This window comes from Frateuria defendens (assembly GCF_001182895.1).
In the GTDB taxonomy this organism is placed as follows: domain Bacteria; phylum Pseudomonadota; class Gammaproteobacteria; order Xanthomonadales; family Rhodanobacteraceae; genus Frateuria_B; species Frateuria_B defendens.
Genome location: NZ_LFQR01000095.1, coordinates 1 through 16,870, shown reverse-complemented (window position 1 = coordinate 16,870; position 16,870 = coordinate 1). Strand labels below are relative to the sequence as shown.

Genomic DNA, 16,870 nt, shown 5'->3' with positions numbered 1-16,870 from the left:
AGCGGATGCGACACGTAGGTCGGCCCCGGAACAACTTTCAGAAAAAGGCGCTGCCCTCTATTGGCGTGGTCAGGAGTTCGTTCCGCTCACTAAAGGTCTGCATGCGGGATAGCCTCACCTGCTAGGCAGCGATACGCTCGATCCGCTCCACCACCTTGCCCAGCGCGCGGTGCGCCTCCTCCAGATCGTAATCGGCCTGCAGGCCCAGCCAGAACCGTTCACTAGTCCCCAACGCCGCTGCAAGGCGCACCGCCGTATCCGCCGTGATGCCGCGCTTGCCGAGCACGATCTCGTTGATGCGCCGCGGCGGCACGCCCGCCGCGCGCGCCAGCGCGTTCTGGCTGATGCCCAGGGGAGTCAGGAACTCCTCGAGCAGCACTTCACCGGGGTGGATGTTGGGCAGGGTCTTCGCTTTCATCCGAACAGAAGGCCTATCAGTGCATCCCGCTCCACACCGTGAGTCGCAGCAACGTCGGCGAGAATCGCCGCGAGCGTACCCACGCGCAGGGGGCGATGATTGGGAATCGTGATCGCGTGAACCGGGTCATCGCATTGCAGGCGGACATGGCTGCCCGACTGGCGGACAGCGCGATAGCCGAGCCGGCCCAGTGCCTTGATCAGCTCCGCGGCATCCATGTCGCGAGGCAACTTCATGCTGCGAGTACTTCGTCTTTGACGTAGTGAAGCCGGATCATGGCGGGGCGCTCGTTCACCTCGAAATGGCACTGCACGGCATCGCGAACCTGCTGGCGCAGCTCGTCGTAGCTGTCGGCCTCGGTGAAGATGGCATGCCCCAGCGCGCGCGCGACCAGCCCACCCTCGGGGGCGTCCTCGACCAGGAATACGATTTCGCTCATGGGCTGACCTCGCTCGGTTGGGCCGATGGTACGACGAAGCGAGGGGCGGCCCAACTTGCCCTGTTCCTTACCGGGTTAAGGCGCTGGATGACCGGCCCTGCCATTTTGAAGCGCCCCCTGCGTTCGCGGGAATGACCATGCTGGGTAACGATGAGGACGCCGGGGCTGGCGGGTGGCACATACCATCCGGCCGACGGCCAAACAAAAGGCCCGCCGAAGCGGGCCTTTCGATGTGCGGAGCGACGGCCGCCCTACATGTTGCGCCGATACTCCCCGCCTACGTCATACAGCGCATGGCTGATCTGGCCCAGGCTGTGGGTCCTGACCGCTTCCATCAGCGCGTTGAACACGTTGCGGCGGTCGCGGGCGGTGTTCTGCAGGTAGGCCAGGCCGTGGCCGTGGTGGGCTTCCGCCTCGGCGGTTTCGTCTTCGGCGACGTGGGCGAGGTCGGTCTCGCCGCGCGGGGCCAGCGGGTTGCGGGCGGCCTGCCAGGCTTTGACGTTGGCGATCTGCTGGGCCTTCTCTCCCTCGGTGGAGCGGATCAGTTCGATGGCGGTCGCCACTTCGCCGCCGTGCTCCTTCGGCAGGAAGGTGTTGACGCCGATCAGCGGCAGCGAGCCGTCGTGCTTCTTCTGCTCGTAGACCATCGACTCTTCCTGGATCTTGCCGCGCTGGTACATGGTGTCCATGGCGCCGAGCACGCCGCCGCGCTCGCTGATGGCGTCGAACTCCTTGTACACGGCCTCTTCCACCAGGTCGGTGAGGGCGTCGATCACGTAGCTGCCCTGCCAGGGGTTCTCGTTGAAGTTGAGGCCCAGTTCCTTGTTGATGATCATCTGGATGGCCACGGCGCGGCGCACGCTCTCCTCGGTGGGCGTGGTGATGGCCTCGTCGTAGGCATTGGTGTGCAGGCTGTTGCAGTTGTCGAACAGGGCGTAGAGCGCCTGCAGCGTGGTGCGGATGTCGTTGAACTGGATCTCCTGCGCGTGCAGGGAGCGGCCCGAGGTCTGGATGTGGTACTTGAGCATCTGGCTGCGCGCGCCGGCGCCGTAGCGCTCGCGCATGGCGCGGGCCCAGATGCGCCGGGCCACGCGGCCGATCACGCTGTACTCCGGGTCCATGCCGTTGGAGAAGAAGAAGCTCAGGTTCGGCGCGAAGTCGTCGATGTGCATGCCGCGCGCGAGGTAGTACTCCACGATGGTGAAGCCGTTGGAGAGCGTGAAGGCGAGCTGCGAGATCGGGTTCGCCCCGGCCTCGGCGATGTGGTAGCCGGAGATCGACACCGAGTAGAAGTTGCGCACCTTGTGGTCGACGAAATACTGCTGGATGTCGCCCATCATGCGCAGCGCGAATTCGGTGGAGAAGATGCAGGTGTTCTGCGCCTGGTCCTCCTTCAGGATGTCCGCCTGCACGGTGCCGCGCACGGCGGCGAGCGTGTCGGCCTTGATGCGTGCATAGGTGTCCGCCTCCACCAGCTGGTCGCCGGTGACGCCGAGCAGGCCCAGCCCCAGGCCGTCGCTGCCCGCCGGCAGCGCGCCGGCGTAGCGGGGGCGCTCGCGGCCCGCATAAAGCTCGCCGATGCGCCGCTCCGCCTCCGCCCAGCGCGCGGCGTCGGCCTTGAGGAATTTCTCCACGTTCTGGTCGATCGCGGTGTTCATGAACATCGCGAGGATGATCGGCGCGGGGCCGTTGATGGTCATCGACACCGAGGTGCCGGGCGCGGCGAGGTCGAAGCCCGAGTAGAGCTTCTTCATGTCGTCCAGCGTGGCGATGGAGACGCCGGAGTTGCCGATCTTGCCGTAGATGTCCGGGCGCGGTGCCGGGTCTTCGCCGTACAGCGTCACCGAGTCGAAAGCGGTGGAGAGGCGCGTGGCGGCGCCGCCCTGGCTGAGATAATGGAAGCGGCGGTTGGTGCGCTCGGGCGTGCCCTCGCCGGCGAACATGCGGGTGGGATCCTCGCCGCTGCGCCGGTACGGGTACACGCCGCCGGTGTAGGGGTAGTGACCCGGCAGGTTCTCGCGCATGAGGAAGCCGAGCTGCTCGCCCCAGTCCTTCGTCCTGGGCGGCGCGACCTTGGGGATCTTTTGATGGCTGAGCGACTCGCGGTAGTTCTCCACGCGGATGGTCTTGTCGCGCACCTTGTACTCGTTGACCTCGGCGGTGACGGACCGGCTGCGCTCGGGCCAGTCGCGCAGCAGGTGGATGGCTTCGCTGCTGAGTTCCTTCACCGCCGCGTTGTAGCACTGGCGCAGGGTGAGCAGGGAGCGGTCGACCACGGTCGCCGGCGCCGTAACGGAAGGCGGCGACGCGGCGTGGTGCGCTACGCGCGAAGTGCCGGCATGGATCCCGGCTTGCGCCGGGATGACGGGGTCGGGACTGACAACGGCCTCGGCAGCGGCAAGCTCGTCATGCCGGCGCAGGCCGGCATCCAGCGCCTCGGCGCTGGCATCGTGCGCGGCGCGCAAGGTGCGCGGCGAGGCTCCAGCCTCCGCTGTGGCGGCGGCATGCAGATCGGTGCCGGCATAGCGGTCCAACGCGCGCGGCAGCTCCGCGTCGCCCAGCTCCTTGAGCGACGCGTAGTAATGCTGCGCACGGCTGGCCGCCTCGGCCATGCGCGCGATGCCGGCGTCGATGCCGCGCCCCTGCTCGGCGATCTCGGCGAGGTAGCGCACGCGCGCGTCGGGAATCAGCACGGTGGCGCGCGGCTCCCTGAGCGTGGTGTCCACCTGCGGCGCCCAGTTGCAATGCGGCGTTCCGATGCCCCGCGGCTCGCTCTCCGTGCCCCGCTCCCCGTTCCCCGCCCCCAGTTTCTCCCGCAGCAGCCGGCACAGGTTGGCGAACATCCAGGTCACGCCCGGGTCATTGAACTGGCTGGCGATGGTGGGATAGACCGGCACGTCCTCGTCGTTCAGCGCGAAGGCGTTGCGGTTGCGCTTCCACTGCTTGCGCACGTCACGCAGCGCGTCCTCGGCGCCGCGCTTGTCGAACTTGTTGAGCACCACCAGCTCGGCGAAGTCGAGCATGTCGATCTTCTCCAACTGCGAGGCGGCGCCGTAGTCGCTGGTCATCACGTAGACGGGGAAATCCACCAGGTCCACGATCTCCGAATCGCTCTGGCCGATGCCGGCGGTCTCCACGATCACCAGGTCGAACGGCAGGCTCTTCAAGAACCCGATGCAGTCGCGCAGCACCGCGCTGGTGGCGGCGTGCTGGCGGCGCGTGGCCATGGAGCGCATGTAGACGCGATGGCTGCGCAGCGCGTTCATGCGGATGCGGTCGCCCAGCAGCGCGCCGCCGCTGCGCCGGCGCGTGGGGTCGACCGCGAGCACGGCGATGCGCATCGACGGAAAGGCGTGCAGGAAGCGCAGCAGCAGTTCGTCCACCACCGAGGACTTGCCAGCGCCGCCGGTGCCGGTGAGACCGAGCACCGGCGGGGCCGGTGCCCGGCGGGAATCGGAAATCGGGAATGGAGAATCGGAAAGGCCGGCGGCCCATTGCTTGCGCAGCCGGGCGAGTTCGGCTTCGCTGAATGCGCCGTTCTCCAGCGCGCTCAACATGCGCCCGATTGCCAGATCATCGTCGGCATCGATCGCCCTGCCGATTCCCGATTCCCGATTCTCCATTCCCGCGTCGCGCGCGCCCTGCGCGCGACGCACCACATCCTCGATCATCTCGACGAGGCCCATCTTCATGCCGTCGTTGGGATGGTAGATGCGCTCCACGCCGTAGGCCTGGAGGTCACCGATCTCCTCCGGCGTGATGGTGCCGCCGCCACCGCCGAACACGCGGATGTGCGCGGCGCCCTTCTCGCGCAGCATGTCTACCATGTACTTGAAGTACTCGACGTGGCCGCCCTGGTAGGACGACAGCGCGATGGCGTCGGCGTCCTCCTGCAGGGCGGCGCGCACCACATCCTCCACCGAGCGGTTGTGGCCGAGGTGGATCACCTCCGCGCCCTGCGCCTGGATGATTCGCCGCATGATGTTGATCGCCGCGTCGTGGCCATCGAACAGGCTGGCGGCGGTGACGAAGCGCAGCGGGCCCCGGTCGCGCCCGGCGGCGCTGGCAGGCAGGTGCTTGGCGGGCGTGCTCATCGAACCACTCCGGCGAAAAGGCGCATACCCGATTCTAGGCGGCCACCCCGGCGGACTCATGCTGCGGCGCAAGCTACGGCGCCCGCGGCGGCGCCGCTTGCGTCATCGCTTGCCCGCAACCTCGCGCTTGAAACGTGCTGGTGCGTGAGCAGGGGCGCGGCTTGCGCGCGAGAAGCCAACGCAGCGGCAACACCGCAACGCCCGGCCGCGCGCGCAGTGCACTCCCTGCAGCGGAAGGCTTCAGAGATCGAACGGCAGGTTGGGCGTGGCGATGACGCGCTCGCCCACCGCCTCGCCGCGCAGGAAGGCGAAGGCCGCATCGATCACCGCGGGGTCGTCCAGGATGCGGCGGTGACCCAGGCCGTCGGTGGTGAGCAGGCGCGCGCCGGGCCAGTAGCGCGCGTAGCGCTCGCCTTCGCCCCAGGGCACGTCGCGGTCGTCGAGGTCGTGCACGATCAAGCCCGGCTGGCCGAGGCCCGGCAGGCGTCGGTGCACCTGGAGGTCGTGGATGTTCACGCCCGTGCGCGCCTCCAGCCGCGCATGCAGGCGCTCGCGCAGGTGATCGCCCAGGCGCACGAAGCGCGCGAAGCGGCGCGCGGCATCCACCGGATCGGCCGCGGGCGCGATCAACACCAGCTTCGCGGCATGCCAATGCTCGTCCTGCGCCAGCACGAGCGCGGCGCCGCCCAGCGAGTGGCCGATGGCCAGCGCGGCGCCGCCGAAGTGGCGGCCCACGTGCTGCACGGTACGCACGAAATCCGGCAGCGTGCAGGAGCGGCCGCTACTGTGGCCATGGCCCGGCTGGTCGAAGCTCACCACCGCATAGCCGAGCGCGCGCAGGCGCTCCACCCAGGCCGGAAAGCGCAGGCCGAAGCTGGACCAGCCGTGCACCAGCAAGGCATACGGGCGCGTGGCCGGGTCGCCCCATACATAGGTCGCAATGCGCTCGCCGCCGACGACGAGTTCGCCGCGCTCACCCGCGTCGTGCGCGGCGGCTACCCGCGCGCGGCTGCGGCTGCTGGCGAGCGGCGTGGTGAAGAGGCGTGCCGCGCTCGCCACGGTGCGCGCAGGCCACAGGCGACTGCCCAGCGCGAAGCCCGCGCGCAGGATGCCGAGCTTGAGCTGTGCCGCACGGGCCGCGGCGTGGCGCTGGGACGGGCGGGAAATGGTCGCCATGCCTCGTGCCTCAGGCCCGCAGGCCGGCCAGCAGGCGCTCGAAGCCGCGCTTCGCGCGTCGCATCGCGTCGTCATGGCCGAACAGGCCGGCATCGTGGTGCAGGGCCAGCACCAGGGCGTGGATCTCGAAGGCCGCCTGGCCGGGATCGGTGTCGGCACGCAGCTCGCCGCTCTCCACCGCCAGGCCGACCGCGCGCTTGAGCGCCTCGCGCCACTCGGCCTGCTGCTTCACCACGAAGTCGTGCAGCGGCCCCGGCCGGCCGTCGTATTCGCTGCTGGCGGTGGCCAGCACGCAGCCGCCCTCGTGGCGGCGCATCCACTCGAACCAGCGCTCGACGATGCCGCGCAGCCGCGGCAGGCCGCGCGGCAGCCGCAGCGCCGGCGCCATCACCTCGTCCACGAAGCGCCCGCCGGCGTTTTCCAGCACGGCCAATTGCAAATCCTCGCGCGAGCCGAAGTGGGCGAACACGCCGCTCTTGGACATGCCCACGCCCTGCGCCAGGGTGCCGATCGACAGGCCTTCCAGCCCTTCGCTGCGGGCCATGCCGTAGGCCGCCTCGAGGATCAGCTCGCGGGTGGCCTGGCCTTTGCCGGGGAGATGGGAAGCGCTCATGCGTCAAAAAATAGCACGACCGTTCGTTTTATTCCAGAGGCATGGCAAACACCGCCGGCCGGGTATCCTTCGCCCCCGACCGATCTTGCGAAGGAGGGTGTCGCATGAAACCCCGTCACCTGCCCGTACCGCTGGCCCTCGCCCTGCTCGCCGGCTGCGCCACCTCGCCCACCGGGCGCTCGCAGCTGATGATGGTGTCGGACGGCCAGATGAGCCAGATGGGCCTGGCCGCGTTCAACGACCTGCGCAAGCAGGGCAAGTTCGTGGAGGTGCCGCGCGAGCGCGCCTACGCCACCTGCGTGTCGAACGCGCTGATCGCGGTGCTGCCGCCGCCGTGGAACACGCAGTCGTGGGAGGTGCAGATCGTGGGCGACGACAGCGCCAATGCCTTCGCCCTGCCCGGCGGGCGCATCGGCGTGAACCGCGGCATGTTCAAGATCGCCACCGACCAGGACCAGCTGGCGGTGGTGCTGGGCCACGAGCTCTCGCACGTGGTGGCGCGCCATGGCGCCGAGCGCGTGTCCGACAACTACGCCGCGCAGGCGGCGGTGCTGGCCGGCTCGGTGTACGCCGGCACGCGCGGCACCAATGCGGGCTACGCCGCGGCGGCGCTGGGCCTGGGCGCGGAGGTGGGCATCCTGCTGCCGTTCTCGCGCATACAGGAGAGCGAGGCGGACACGCTGGGCCAGCGCTACATGGCCGAGGCCGGCTTCGATCCGCGCGCGGCGCCGGCGCTGTGGCAGAAGATGGCGCACCAGGGCGGCAGCAAGCCGCCGGTATTCCTCTCCAGCCACCCTTCCTCCGCGCAGCGCGAGCAGCGGCTGGCCCAGCAGGCGCAGCAGTTGCTGCCGGTGTACCAGCAGGCGCGCGCCGGCGGGCACGCGCCCAACTGCAGGCTGTAGGCGCACGCGCCGGCCCGCGCGCTTCCCGGCCCGCCGCTGAACGCGGCGGCCGGCCGGGTCAACACATTTTTCCGCGCCTGCGTTCTCTCCTCCGCCCGCCGCATTCGACGGCACTGACGGAGAGAACCATGTCATCCATCTACCGCTCCCTCGCCCTGTGCGCCGGCCTCGGCCTCGCGCTCGGCACCGCCGCGTTCGCGCCGCCGGCGCAGGCGCGTACCGACGTGGTGGTCGGCGTGGACGTGCGCACGCCGCCGCCCCCGCCGCGCTACGTGCGCGTGCCGCCGCCGCGCGCCGGCTACGTCTGGGCGCCCGGCTACTGGAGGTGGAGCGGCCCGGCGCACCGGCACGTGTGGGTCGAGGGCTACTGGGTGCGCACCCGCCCCGGCCAGCGCTATCGCCCGGCCTATTGGGTCCAGCGCGGCCCGGGCTGGCATTTCGTGCCGGGCCACTGGGCGCGCTGAGGATCATGCCCATCACGGCATGACCGCCGCACGAAAAGCGGTGCGCGCTCAGCCACCGCTTCCCGCCAAGCCCGAGGAACCCTGCCCATGATAAGTCGATCCATCCTGCGTTCCGCCGCGCCGGCCTTGCTGGCCGGCGCACTGCTCCTGCTCGACGGCTGCGTGGAAGAGCGCGTTGTCCACGCGCCGCCGCGCGAGGTGGTGGTGGCGCATCCGGTGGTCGAACGCGAAGTCGTCCGCGAGGAAATCGCACCGATGCCGCCGCCGCCCCGCGTGGTCGAGGTGGAGCCGCGGCCGCGTCCCGGCTACCTGTGGGCGCGCGGCTACTGGCACTGGAGCGGCCGCCAGTACGTCGCCGTGCCCGGCCACTGGGAAGCCGTGCGCCCCGGCTACCGCTACGTGCACCCGCACTGGGAGCATCGGCGCGACGGCTGGCACCTTCGCCTGGGCGTGTGGGTGAGCGGCTGAGCGCGGCGCGTCCCGCCCCGCCCGAACGCCCCGTCCCGCGGGGCGTTCCTCTTTCCGCAGGTGAAGGACGCGGCCGCCGGCGACGCCTGCCACCGGCCCGGTACCCGCGGCCCTCGGCATGCTGCGCTGCAAGCACGGTCGCCGCGGGAGGCGGGTTAAACTTGCGCGCCCCAACCCACGCCCCGGCCCTGCCGGGGCTTCGAGTTTCAGGCGTTACCCCAGGCAGGCGCGGCCCCTCGGGCCCTGCCGACATCTCAAGGACGCCGTTCCCGCGGCACTGCCCAAAACGAGTGGAGTCATCGCTGCAATGATCTTCGAAACCATCGCCAAGACCGGCCATGAAGAGGTCGTGTTCTGCCACAACAAGGATGCGGGCCTGAAGGCCATCGTCGCGATCCACAACACCGTGCTCGGCCCGGCCCTGGGCGGCCTGCGCATGTGGCCGTACAAGACCGAGCAGGACGCGGTGAACGACGTGCTGCGGCTCTCGCGCGGCATGACCTACAAGAACGCGGTGGCCGGGCTCAACCTGGGCGGCGGCAAGGCGGTGATCATCGGCGACCCGAGCAAGGACAAGTCCGAGGCGCTGTTTCGCGCCTTCGGCCGCTTCGTCAACTCGCTCAACGGCCGCTACATCACCGCCGAGGACGTGGGCATCGACGTCAACGACATGGAATACGTGTTCCGCGAGACCGAGTTCGTCACCGGCGTGCACCAGGTGCACGGCGGCTCGGGCGACCCCTCGCCGTTCACCGCCTACGGCACGTTGCAGGGCCTGATGGCCTCGCTGAACGAGAAGTTCGGCAACGAGGAGGTGGGCAAGTACAGCTACGCCGTGCAGGGCGCCGGCCACGTGGGCAGCGAGTTCATCAAGCTGCTTCGCGAGCAGGGCGCCAAGGTGTTCGTCACCGACATCAACAAGGCCGCGGTGCAGCGCTGCGTGGACGAGCTGGGCTGCGAGGCGGTGGATCTGGACGAGATCTACGACGTGGACGCCGACGTGTACTCGCCCTGCGCGCTGGGCGGCACGCTGAACGAGCAGACCATCGACCGCATCAAGGCCAAGGTGGTCTGCGGCGCCGCCAACAACCAGCTCGCCACCGACGCCATCGGCGACGAGTTGGCCCGCCGCGGCGTGCTGTACGCGCCCGACTATGCGGTGAACGCCGGCGGCGTGATGAACGTGTCGCTGGAGATCGACGGCTACAACCGCGAGCGCGCCATGCGCATGACGCGCACCATCTACTACAACCTCTCGCGCATCTTCGAGATCAGCAAGACCCAGGGCATCCCCACCTACAAGGCGGCCGACCGCCTGGCGGAGGAGCGCATCGAGGCCATCGGCCGCATCAAGCTGCCCTACATGGGCAACGGCCCGCGCTTCCAGGGCCGCATGCGCGGCCAGTAAGCGCCGCGCCGCTGCGGGGGCGCACCAGGGCCCCGGTTGCCGCCCGAGCCGCGGCGACCGGGGCAGTTCCGTTAAACTGCCCGGCATGGCACCATCCCCCCATGGCCTCGCCTCAGGGGAGGGAGTCGCCAGGGGAGCCCGTAGGGCGGGCAACGGAACCACATCGCCATATGCCGTCACAGGGCGGGGCCTGAAGGCCGCGTCCGGAACGCCACCCTCAAGTTCGGTATCAGGACAAGCCGCCGGTCGCGAACAAGGGACGTTCCGTCGTACAGCTGCGAACAACCATCCAGGAAGTTATGAGCACGACCATCGCCACAGGAATCAGCAACGACGAGATCCTGCTGAGACTGAAGGACATCCTGCGCGATACCTTCGAGATCGACCCCGCGCGCGTCACCCCCGACGCCCACCTGTTCACCGACCTCGAGCTGGACAGCATCGACGCGGTGGACCTGGCTATCCAGGTGCAGGACATGACCGGCATGCGCATCAAGCCCGAGGATTTCAAGGCGGTGCGGACGGTGGACGACGTGGTCGCCACCGTCCGCACGCTGCTCACGCGCTGAGCCGCGGCGTGGCGACGCCGGCGACGCGCCGCGCGGACGGCGCGGCGGATTTCGCGCCCTGCGCGCTGATCCCGATCTACAACCACAAGGACACCATCGCGCAAACGGTGCATGCACTGCGCGCACACGGCCTGCCGGTGCTGGTGGTGGACGACGGCAGCGACGCGGCCACCCGCGCGGTGCTCGACGATCTCGCGCAACACACGGAAGGCATGACGCTGCTGCGCCTGCCGCACAACCAGGGCAAGGGCCGCGCGCTCGAGGCCGGCCTGCGCGCCGCGCACGCGGCCGGCCACAGCCACGCGCTGCAGATCGACGCCGACGGCCAGCACGACGCCGGCGACGCGCCGCGCTTCCTGGCCGCCTCGCGCGAATGCCCGCGCGCGATGGTCTGCGGCGCGCCGGTCTACGACGCCAGCGTGCCGCACGCGCGGCTCTACGGCCGCTATGTCACCCACGTATTCGTGTGGATCGAGACGCTGTCGCTCTCGATCCGCGACTCGATGTGCGGCTACCGCCTCTACCCGCTGGCGGAGACCGTGGCCGAGCTCGCGCGCCGGCGCGTGCCCGCGCGTATGGACTTCGACACCGAGATCGCGGTGCGCCTGGCCTGGCGCGGCGTGCCGGTGCGCAACCTGCCCACGCGGGTGCGCTATCCGGAAGGCGGGCTCTCGCATTTCCGCATGCTGCGCGACAACCTGCGCATCTCGGCCATGCACACGCGGCTGTTGCTCGGTATGCTCCCACGGATACCGCTGCTGCTCTGGCGGCGACTGCGAGGAGAATCTGCATGCGCCGCCTGATCGCCCTATTGCTGCTGCTCTGCCTGGCCCCCGCCTGCCTCGCGCAGGACGACAGCCTGCTCCAGGCCGTGCTGGCGCAGCTGGGCAGGCACCCCAGCGTGCGGGCCGAGTTCAACCAGCGCCGCGAGAATCCCGCCCTGGCCCAGCCCCAGGTGAGCCGCGGCCAGCTGCTGTTCGTGCTCGGCCACGGCATGCTCTGGCAGGTGCGCGAGCCCTACCAGGAGAGCCTCGCGCTCACCGGCAGCCGCACCGCGCGCATCGGCCCGGACGGCACGCTGCGGAGCGTGCGCGGCGACCGCGGCGTGTCGCAGGTCTCGCAGATGCTGCAATCGCTGCTGGCCGGCAAGCCGGACGAGGCCTTGCGCCAGTTCCAGATCGAGGCCAGCGGCGACCTCGGCCAGTGGCGGCTGCACTTCGTGCCGCGGCAATCGCGCATGGCGCGCGTGCTGAGCGGCATCGAACTCGACGGCGGCGACTACCTCGACGGCATCCGCATCGAGCTCGCCAGCGGCGAGCGCACCGACATCCGCTTCGCCGACACCCGCGATGCCGGCACGCTCAGCGCGTTGGAGCAACGCGCGCTCGGCCTGCCATGAGCCGCGCCGGCGTACGCGCCAGCGCATTCGCCCTGGCGGCCCTGGCGGTGGTCCTGCTCGGCGCGTGGCTGCTGTTCGGCCGCGGCGGCTCGCCGGTGCAGACCGACCTGCTGGCGATGCTGCCGGCCACCGAGCGGCATCCGCTGGCGGAAGTGGCCGTCGATCGCCTGGCCCACGCGGACGGCGACCGCATGACGCTGCTGGTGGCCGACGCCGACGACGACGCCGCCAAGGACGCCGCCCGCGAGCTGGGCCGCACGCTCGAACGCAGCGGCGCCTTCGGCAGCGTGATCGCCGAGCTGCCGCCGTTCGACCTCAACCAGTTCGTGGCGCCCTACCTGCCGCACCGCTTCATGCTGCTGGGCGATGCCGACCGCGCGACGCTGGCGCAGCCGGGCTACGACCTCCCGCAGGCGCTGGCGCAGCGGCTCAACGAGCCGTTCCTGGCCGGCGTCGGCACGCGCCTCGAGGACGACCCCTTCGGCTGGCTGCAGCACTGGCTGGACCAGCAACCGTGGAGCCGCTCGGCGCTGGTGCCGGAGGACGACCTGCTGGTCGCGCACCGCGACGGGCACAGCTACGTGATGGTCACCGCCATGCTGCACGGCTCGGCCTACGACGATGCCGTGCAGCGCCGCGCGCTGGGCGCGCTGGCCCAGGCCGAGCAGGCGCTGCGCCACGCGCATCCGCAGGCCGATCTGGTGCGCGCCGGGGCGATCTTCCACGCCGCCACCGCCCGCGCCGGCGCGGAGCGCGACGTGCACGTGGTCGGCATCGCCTCCACGGTGGGCATCGCGCTGCTGCTGCTGTGGGTGTTCCGCTCGGCGGGCGCGCTGCTGCTGGCCTTCCTCTCCACTGCCATCGGCGTGGCCGTGGCCGCCACCGTCACCGTGCTGGCATTCGGCCAGATGCATCTCCTGACGCTGGTGTTCGGCGCCGCGCTGCTGGGCGAGGCGGTGGACTATTCGATCCAGTACCTCTGCGCGCGCGCCAACGCCGGCGAGCGCTGGCAGCCGCTGGCCGGCCTGCGTCAGGTGCGGCCCGCGCTGCTGCTGGCGCTGGGCACGTCCCTGCTGGGCTACGCGCTGCTCGGCCTGCTGCCCTTCCCCGCGCTGCGCCAGATGGCCTGCTTCGCGGTGAGCGGCCTCATTGCCGCCTGCCTCAGCGTGTTCTGCCTGCTGCCGGCGCTGCTCACGCGGCCCGCGCGGCCGATGTCGCCGGCGCTGGTGCGCGGCGCGCTGGCCCTGCAGCACGCCAGCGCGCGGCTGGGCCGCCGCCGCGGCGGCTTCGCCCTGCTGGGGTTGCTGGTGCTGCTCGCCGCGCCCGGCTGGTGGCGGCTCGGCCACGACGACGACATCCGCCAGCTGATCGACACGCCGGCCGAGATCACCCGGCAGGAGAACCTCGTGCGCGAGGTCGCCGGCATCGGCGGCGGCACGCAGTTCTTCCTCGTGCACGGCGAGGGCGCCGAGCAGGTGCTCGAACGCGAGGAGGCGCTGGAGGCGCGGCTGCAGGCCATGGTGGACGCCGGCACGCTGCAGGGCTGGCTGGGCCTGGCCGGCATGGTGCCCTCGCATCAGCGGCAGGCGCAGGACCACGCCCTGCTCGCGCCGCTGTTCGCCGACCGCGAGGCGCTGGGCCGGCGCCTCGCCAAGGCCGGCTTCAAGCCCGCTGCCGTCGAAGCTTATCTCGCCGCCTGGCCCGGCACGCCGCTGGCGCTGGAGGACTGGCTGAAGTGGCCCATCGCCACGCCGTTCCGCCACCTGTGGCTGGGCGCGAGCGCCCACGGCTACGGCTCGATCGTGCTGCCGCAGGGCGGCGACGACGTGCCGGCCCTGCACGCGGCCGCCGCCGGCCTGCCCGGCGTGGAACTGGTGGACAAGCCGGCCAGCGTCTCCGCCCTGTTCGGCCGCTACCGCGCCTACGCCGGCCTGTGGCTGCTCGGCGCGCTGGTGCTGATCGCGCCGCTGTTCGCCTGGCGCTATGGCCTGCGCGGCATGCCGCGCGTGCTGGCGCCGCCGGCGCTTGGCATAGCCTTCAGCCTCGCCGTGCTCGGCTACCTCGGCCAGCCGCTGACCCTCTTCCACGGCATGGCGCTGATGCTGGTGCTGGGCGTGGGCGCCAACTACGCGGTGTTCCTGCGCGAGGGCGAGCCGCACACCGCGCACCGCCCCGGCGCGGCCTACGCGGGTGTGCTGCTGTCGGCCGTCACCGCCCTGCTCTCCTTCGGCCTGCTGGCCGCAAGCTCGATGCCGGCGCTGCGCCACTTCGGCCTCACCCTGCTGCTCGGCATCGGCTTCACCGCCCTGCTCGCGCCGCTCAGCCTGCCACGCGGGGAACGCACCCCATGAACCACGCCAAGGAAACCGCCACGATGAAGCGTGTGGTGATCACCGGCATCGGCGGCATCACGCCGCTGGGCCACGACTGGACGCAGATCGCCGCGCGCCTGCGCGAGTACCGCAACGTGGTGCGGCGCATGCCCGAGTGGGACTACTTCGACGCGCTCAACAGCCGCCTCGGCTGCCCGGTGGACGACTTCGAGCTGCCGCCCTGGCCGCGCAAGCACCTGCGCTCGATGGGCCGCGTGGCGCAGCTGGCGGTGGCCGCCAGCGAGCGCGCGCTGGCGGATGCCGGCCTGCTCGACGACACGGCCATCCGCGACGGCCGCATGGGCGTGGCCTACGGCTCCTCCGGCGGCAGCGTGGAGCCGGTGCGCGTGCTCGGGCGCATGCTCGACACCGGCTCCATGCAGGGCGTGACGGCCACCAGCTACATCCAGATGATGGCGCACACCACGGCGGTGAACATCGGCGTGTTCTTCGGCCTCAAGGGCCGCATCATCCCCACCTCCAGCGCCTGCACCTCCGGCAGCCAGGCCGTCGGCTACGGCTACGAGGCGATCCAGCAGGGCAAGCAGACGCTGATGCTGTGCGGCGGCGCGGAGGAACTCTCCGGCCCCGGCGTGGCGGTGTTCGACACGCTGTTCGCCACCTCCAGCCGCAACGACGAGGCGCCGCTCACCCCGCGCCCGTTCGACCGCGCCCGCGACGGCCTGGTGGTGGGCGAAGGCGCCACCACCCTGGTGCTGGAGGAATACGAACACGCCGTGGCGCGCGGCGCGCGGATCTACGCCGAGGTGGTGGGCTTCGGCTGCAACGCCGACGGCGGCCACATCACCCAGCCGGCCAGCGAGACCATGGCGGTGGCGATGCGCCTGGCCCTGCAGGACGCGCAGCTCGCGCCCGAGGCCATCGGCTACGTCAGCGCCCACGGCACCGCCACCGACCGCGGCGACGTGGCCGAGAGCCGCGCCACCGCGGCAGTGCTGGGCAACAAAGTGCCGGTGAGCTCGATGAAGAGCTACGTCGGCCACACCCTGGGCGCCTGCGGTGCGCTGGAGAGCTGGTGGGCCATCGCCATGATGCGCGAGGGCTGGTTCGCGCCCACCATCAACCTCACCGACGTCGACCCCGAGTGCGGGGAGCTGGACTACATCACCGGCGAGGGCCGCCGCCTCGGCGCCGAGTACGTGATGAACAACAACTTCGCCTTCGGCGGCATCAACACCTCGCTGATCTTCAAGGCGGTCGCCTGATGGCTCAGGCGCCGCGCGACAGCGCCCTGCTCGACGCCCGCGGCCTGCCGCGCGTGGCGGTGACGGGCCTGGGCGTGGTGTCCTGCCTGGGCCACGGCCGCGACGCCTTCGCCGACGCGCTGCGCGAGGGCCGCAGCGGCCTGCGCCACATGGACGGCTTCGCGCGCCTGGCGATGCGCACCCGCGTCGGCGGCCCGGTGGACCTCGCCGGCCTGCCCGAGCCGCCGCGCAAGCTGCGCCGCTTCCTCGGCGCGCCGTCGGTCTACGCCTGGCACGCCATGCAGGAGGCGCTCGCGCACGCCGCGCTTCCCGCCGAGGCCCTGTCCTCCGAGCGCTGCGGCCTGGTGCTCGGCGGCGGCGCCGCGCTCAGCGAGCACGAGGAGGCGCTGGCCAGCCACCGCGAGCGCGGCATCCACAAGCTCTCGCCCTTCATCGTGCCGCGCGGCATGAGCAGTGCGCTCTCCGCCGGCATCGCGCACGCCTTCGGCATCGGCGGCCCGAGCTACACGGTCAGCTCCGCCTGCACCAGCGCGACCCACGCCATCGGCCAGGCGATGGAGCTGATCCAGCTCGGCAAGCAGGACGTGGTGCTCACCGGCGGCAGCGAAGAGCTGCACGACAGCACCGCCATGTGGTTCGACGCCATGGGCGCGATGGCGGTGGCCGGCAACGACGATCCGGCGCACGCCTCGCGCCCCTACGACAGCCGCCGCGACGGCTTCGTGCTCGCCGCCGGCGCCGGCGTGCTGGTGCTCGAATCGCTCTCGCACGCGCTCGCGCGCGGCGCCCCCGTGCTCGCCGAACTCGCCGGCTACGGCAGCGCCACCGAGGCCGCCAGCATGGTCGGCCCCGGCGCCGCCGGCATCGCCCACGCCATGCGCCAGGCGCTGAACCAGGCCGGCACCTTGCCCGACTACCTCAACACCCACGCCTGCGCCACGCCGCAGGGCGACCTCGCCGAGTGGCAGGCCATCGAGCAGGTGTTCGCCGAGCGCGGCGCGGCGGTGCCGGCGATGTCCTCGATCAAGGGGCTGAGCGGGCATGCGCCGGGGGCGGCGGGGGCGCTGGACGCCATCGCGGGGCTGCTGATGATGGAACAGGGCTTCGTCACCGCCGGCCTGCCGGCGGCATCGCCGGACCCGGCCTTCGCGGGTGCGCCGCTGGTGACCGCCACGCATGTGCGGCGGGTGGACAGTGTGCTGTCGAACAATTTCGGGTTTGGGGGGAGTTGTGCGGCGTTGTTGTTTCGGCGCTATGGGGGGCGGGCGCTTGATTGATCCGTGTAATGCTGTGGTGCTGCGTTCTGGCCGGCCTTTGGCCGG

At 71.1% G+C, this 16,870-nt stretch carries 16 protein-coding genes; 10 read left to right on the top strand and 6 right to left on the bottom strand.

The features are described from left to right. Positions 1-121 precede the first annotated feature (121 nt). The 6 genes from ACH65_RS13030 to ACH65_RS13005 form a co-directional block, all read right to left on the bottom strand. Positions 122-418, bottom strand: coding sequence for a HigA family addiction module antitoxin (locus ACH65_RS13030; protein ID WP_049623036.1), 297 nt, complete (start codon positions 416-418; stop codon positions 122-124). After that, complete coding sequence (locus tag ACH65_RS13025) at positions 415-654, bottom strand: type II toxin-antitoxin system HicA family toxin (RefSeq protein WP_049623035.1); 240 nt, start codon at positions 652-654, stop codon at positions 415-417. Before ACH65_RS13025 ends, ACH65_RS13030 begins: the two co-directional genes overlap by 4 nt. Then, positions 651-857 carry a 2-oxoisovalerate dehydrogenase gene (locus tag ACH65_RS13020; protein ID WP_049623034.1) on the bottom strand — a complete coding sequence of 69 codons (207 nt, stop codon included), beginning with the start codon at positions 855-857 and terminating at the stop codon, positions 651-653. The genes ACH65_RS13025 and ACH65_RS13020 overlap by 4 nt, the downstream gene beginning before the upstream one ends. A 251-nt stretch (positions 858-1,108) precedes the next feature. Next, positions 1,109-4,951 carry a methylmalonyl-CoA mutase family protein gene (locus ACH65_RS13015; protein WP_049623033.1) on the bottom strand — a complete coding sequence of 1,281 codons (3,843 nt, stop codon included), beginning with the start codon at positions 4,949-4,951 and terminating at the stop codon, positions 1,109-1,111. 240 nt (positions 4,952-5,191) lie between these two features. Continuing rightward, the gene (locus ACH65_RS13010; protein WP_049623032.1) at positions 5,192-6,127 is read right to left on the bottom strand and encodes an alpha/beta fold hydrolase; all 936 of its coding nucleotides are present in this window, start codon (positions 6,125-6,127) and stop codon (positions 5,192-5,194) included. Positions 6,128-6,137: 10 nt separating this feature from the next. Then, complete coding sequence (locus tag ACH65_RS13005) at positions 6,138-6,740, bottom strand: TetR/AcrR family transcriptional regulator (protein WP_049623031.1); 603 nt, start codon at positions 6,738-6,740, stop codon at positions 6,138-6,140. Between the two features lie 104 nt (positions 6,741-6,844). Here ACH65_RS13005 and ACH65_RS13000 point away from each other — a divergent pair, with 104 nt between their 5' ends. The 10 genes from ACH65_RS13000 (at position 6,845) to ACH65_RS12955 (ending at position 16,825) form a co-directional block, all read left to right on the top strand. Beyond that, the gene (locus ACH65_RS13000) at positions 6,845-7,642 is read left to right on the top strand and encodes a M48 family metallopeptidase (protein WP_049623030.1); all 798 of its coding nucleotides are present in this window, start codon (positions 6,845-6,847) and stop codon (positions 7,640-7,642) included. 128 nt (positions 7,643-7,770) lie between these two features. Beyond that, complete coding sequence (locus ACH65_RS12995; protein ID WP_053096263.1) at positions 7,771-8,106, top strand: YXWGXW repeat-containing protein; 336 nt, start codon at positions 7,771-7,773, stop codon at positions 8,104-8,106. A gap of 87 nt (positions 8,107-8,193) precedes the next feature. Further along, positions 8,194-8,574 carry a YXWGXW repeat-containing protein gene (locus ACH65_RS12990; protein WP_049623029.1) on the top strand — a complete coding sequence of 127 codons (381 nt, stop codon included), beginning with the start codon at positions 8,194-8,196 and terminating at the stop codon, positions 8,572-8,574. Positions 8,575-8,881: 307 nt separating this feature from the next. After that, entirely contained in the window at positions 8,882-9,982 is a 1,101-nt protein-coding gene (locus ACH65_RS12985) for a Glu/Leu/Phe/Val dehydrogenase dimerization domain-containing protein (protein WP_049623028.1), read from the top strand. 299 nt (positions 9,983-10,281) lie between these two features. After that, positions 10,282-10,551 (top strand): acyl carrier protein, encoded by a 270-nt coding sequence (locus tag ACH65_RS12980; protein ID WP_202594205.1) that lies wholly within the window; start codon positions 10,282-10,284, stop codon positions 10,549-10,551. 8 nt (positions 10,552-10,559) lie between these two features. Next, entirely contained in the window at positions 10,560-11,354 is a 795-nt protein-coding gene (locus ACH65_RS12975) for a glycosyltransferase family 2 protein (protein ID WP_049623027.1), read from the top strand. Beyond that, positions 11,342-11,950 carry a LolA family protein gene (locus ACH65_RS12970; protein ID WP_049623026.1) on the top strand — a complete coding sequence of 203 codons (609 nt, stop codon included), beginning with the start codon at positions 11,342-11,344 and terminating at the stop codon, positions 11,948-11,950. The genes ACH65_RS12975 and ACH65_RS12970 overlap by 13 nt, the downstream gene beginning before the upstream one ends. Further along, a complete protein-coding gene (locus ACH65_RS12965) occupies positions 11,947-14,301 on the top strand; it encodes an MMPL family transporter (RefSeq protein WP_049623025.1) in 2,355 nt (784 codons plus the stop codon). Before ACH65_RS12970 ends, ACH65_RS12965 begins: the two co-directional genes overlap by 4 nt. A gap of 23 nt (positions 14,302-14,324) precedes the next feature. Continuing rightward, positions 14,325-15,548, top strand: coding sequence for a beta-ketoacyl-ACP synthase (locus tag ACH65_RS12960; RefSeq protein WP_049623053.1), 1,224 nt, complete (start codon positions 14,325-14,327; stop codon positions 15,546-15,548). Then, positions 15,548-16,825 (top strand): beta-ketoacyl-[acyl-carrier-protein] synthase family protein, encoded by a 1,278-nt coding sequence (locus ACH65_RS12955; RefSeq protein ID WP_049623024.1) that lies wholly within the window; start codon positions 15,548-15,550, stop codon positions 16,823-16,825. Before ACH65_RS12960 ends, ACH65_RS12955 begins: the two co-directional genes overlap by 1 nt. The last annotated feature ends 45 nt before the right edge of the window (positions 16,826-16,870 follow it).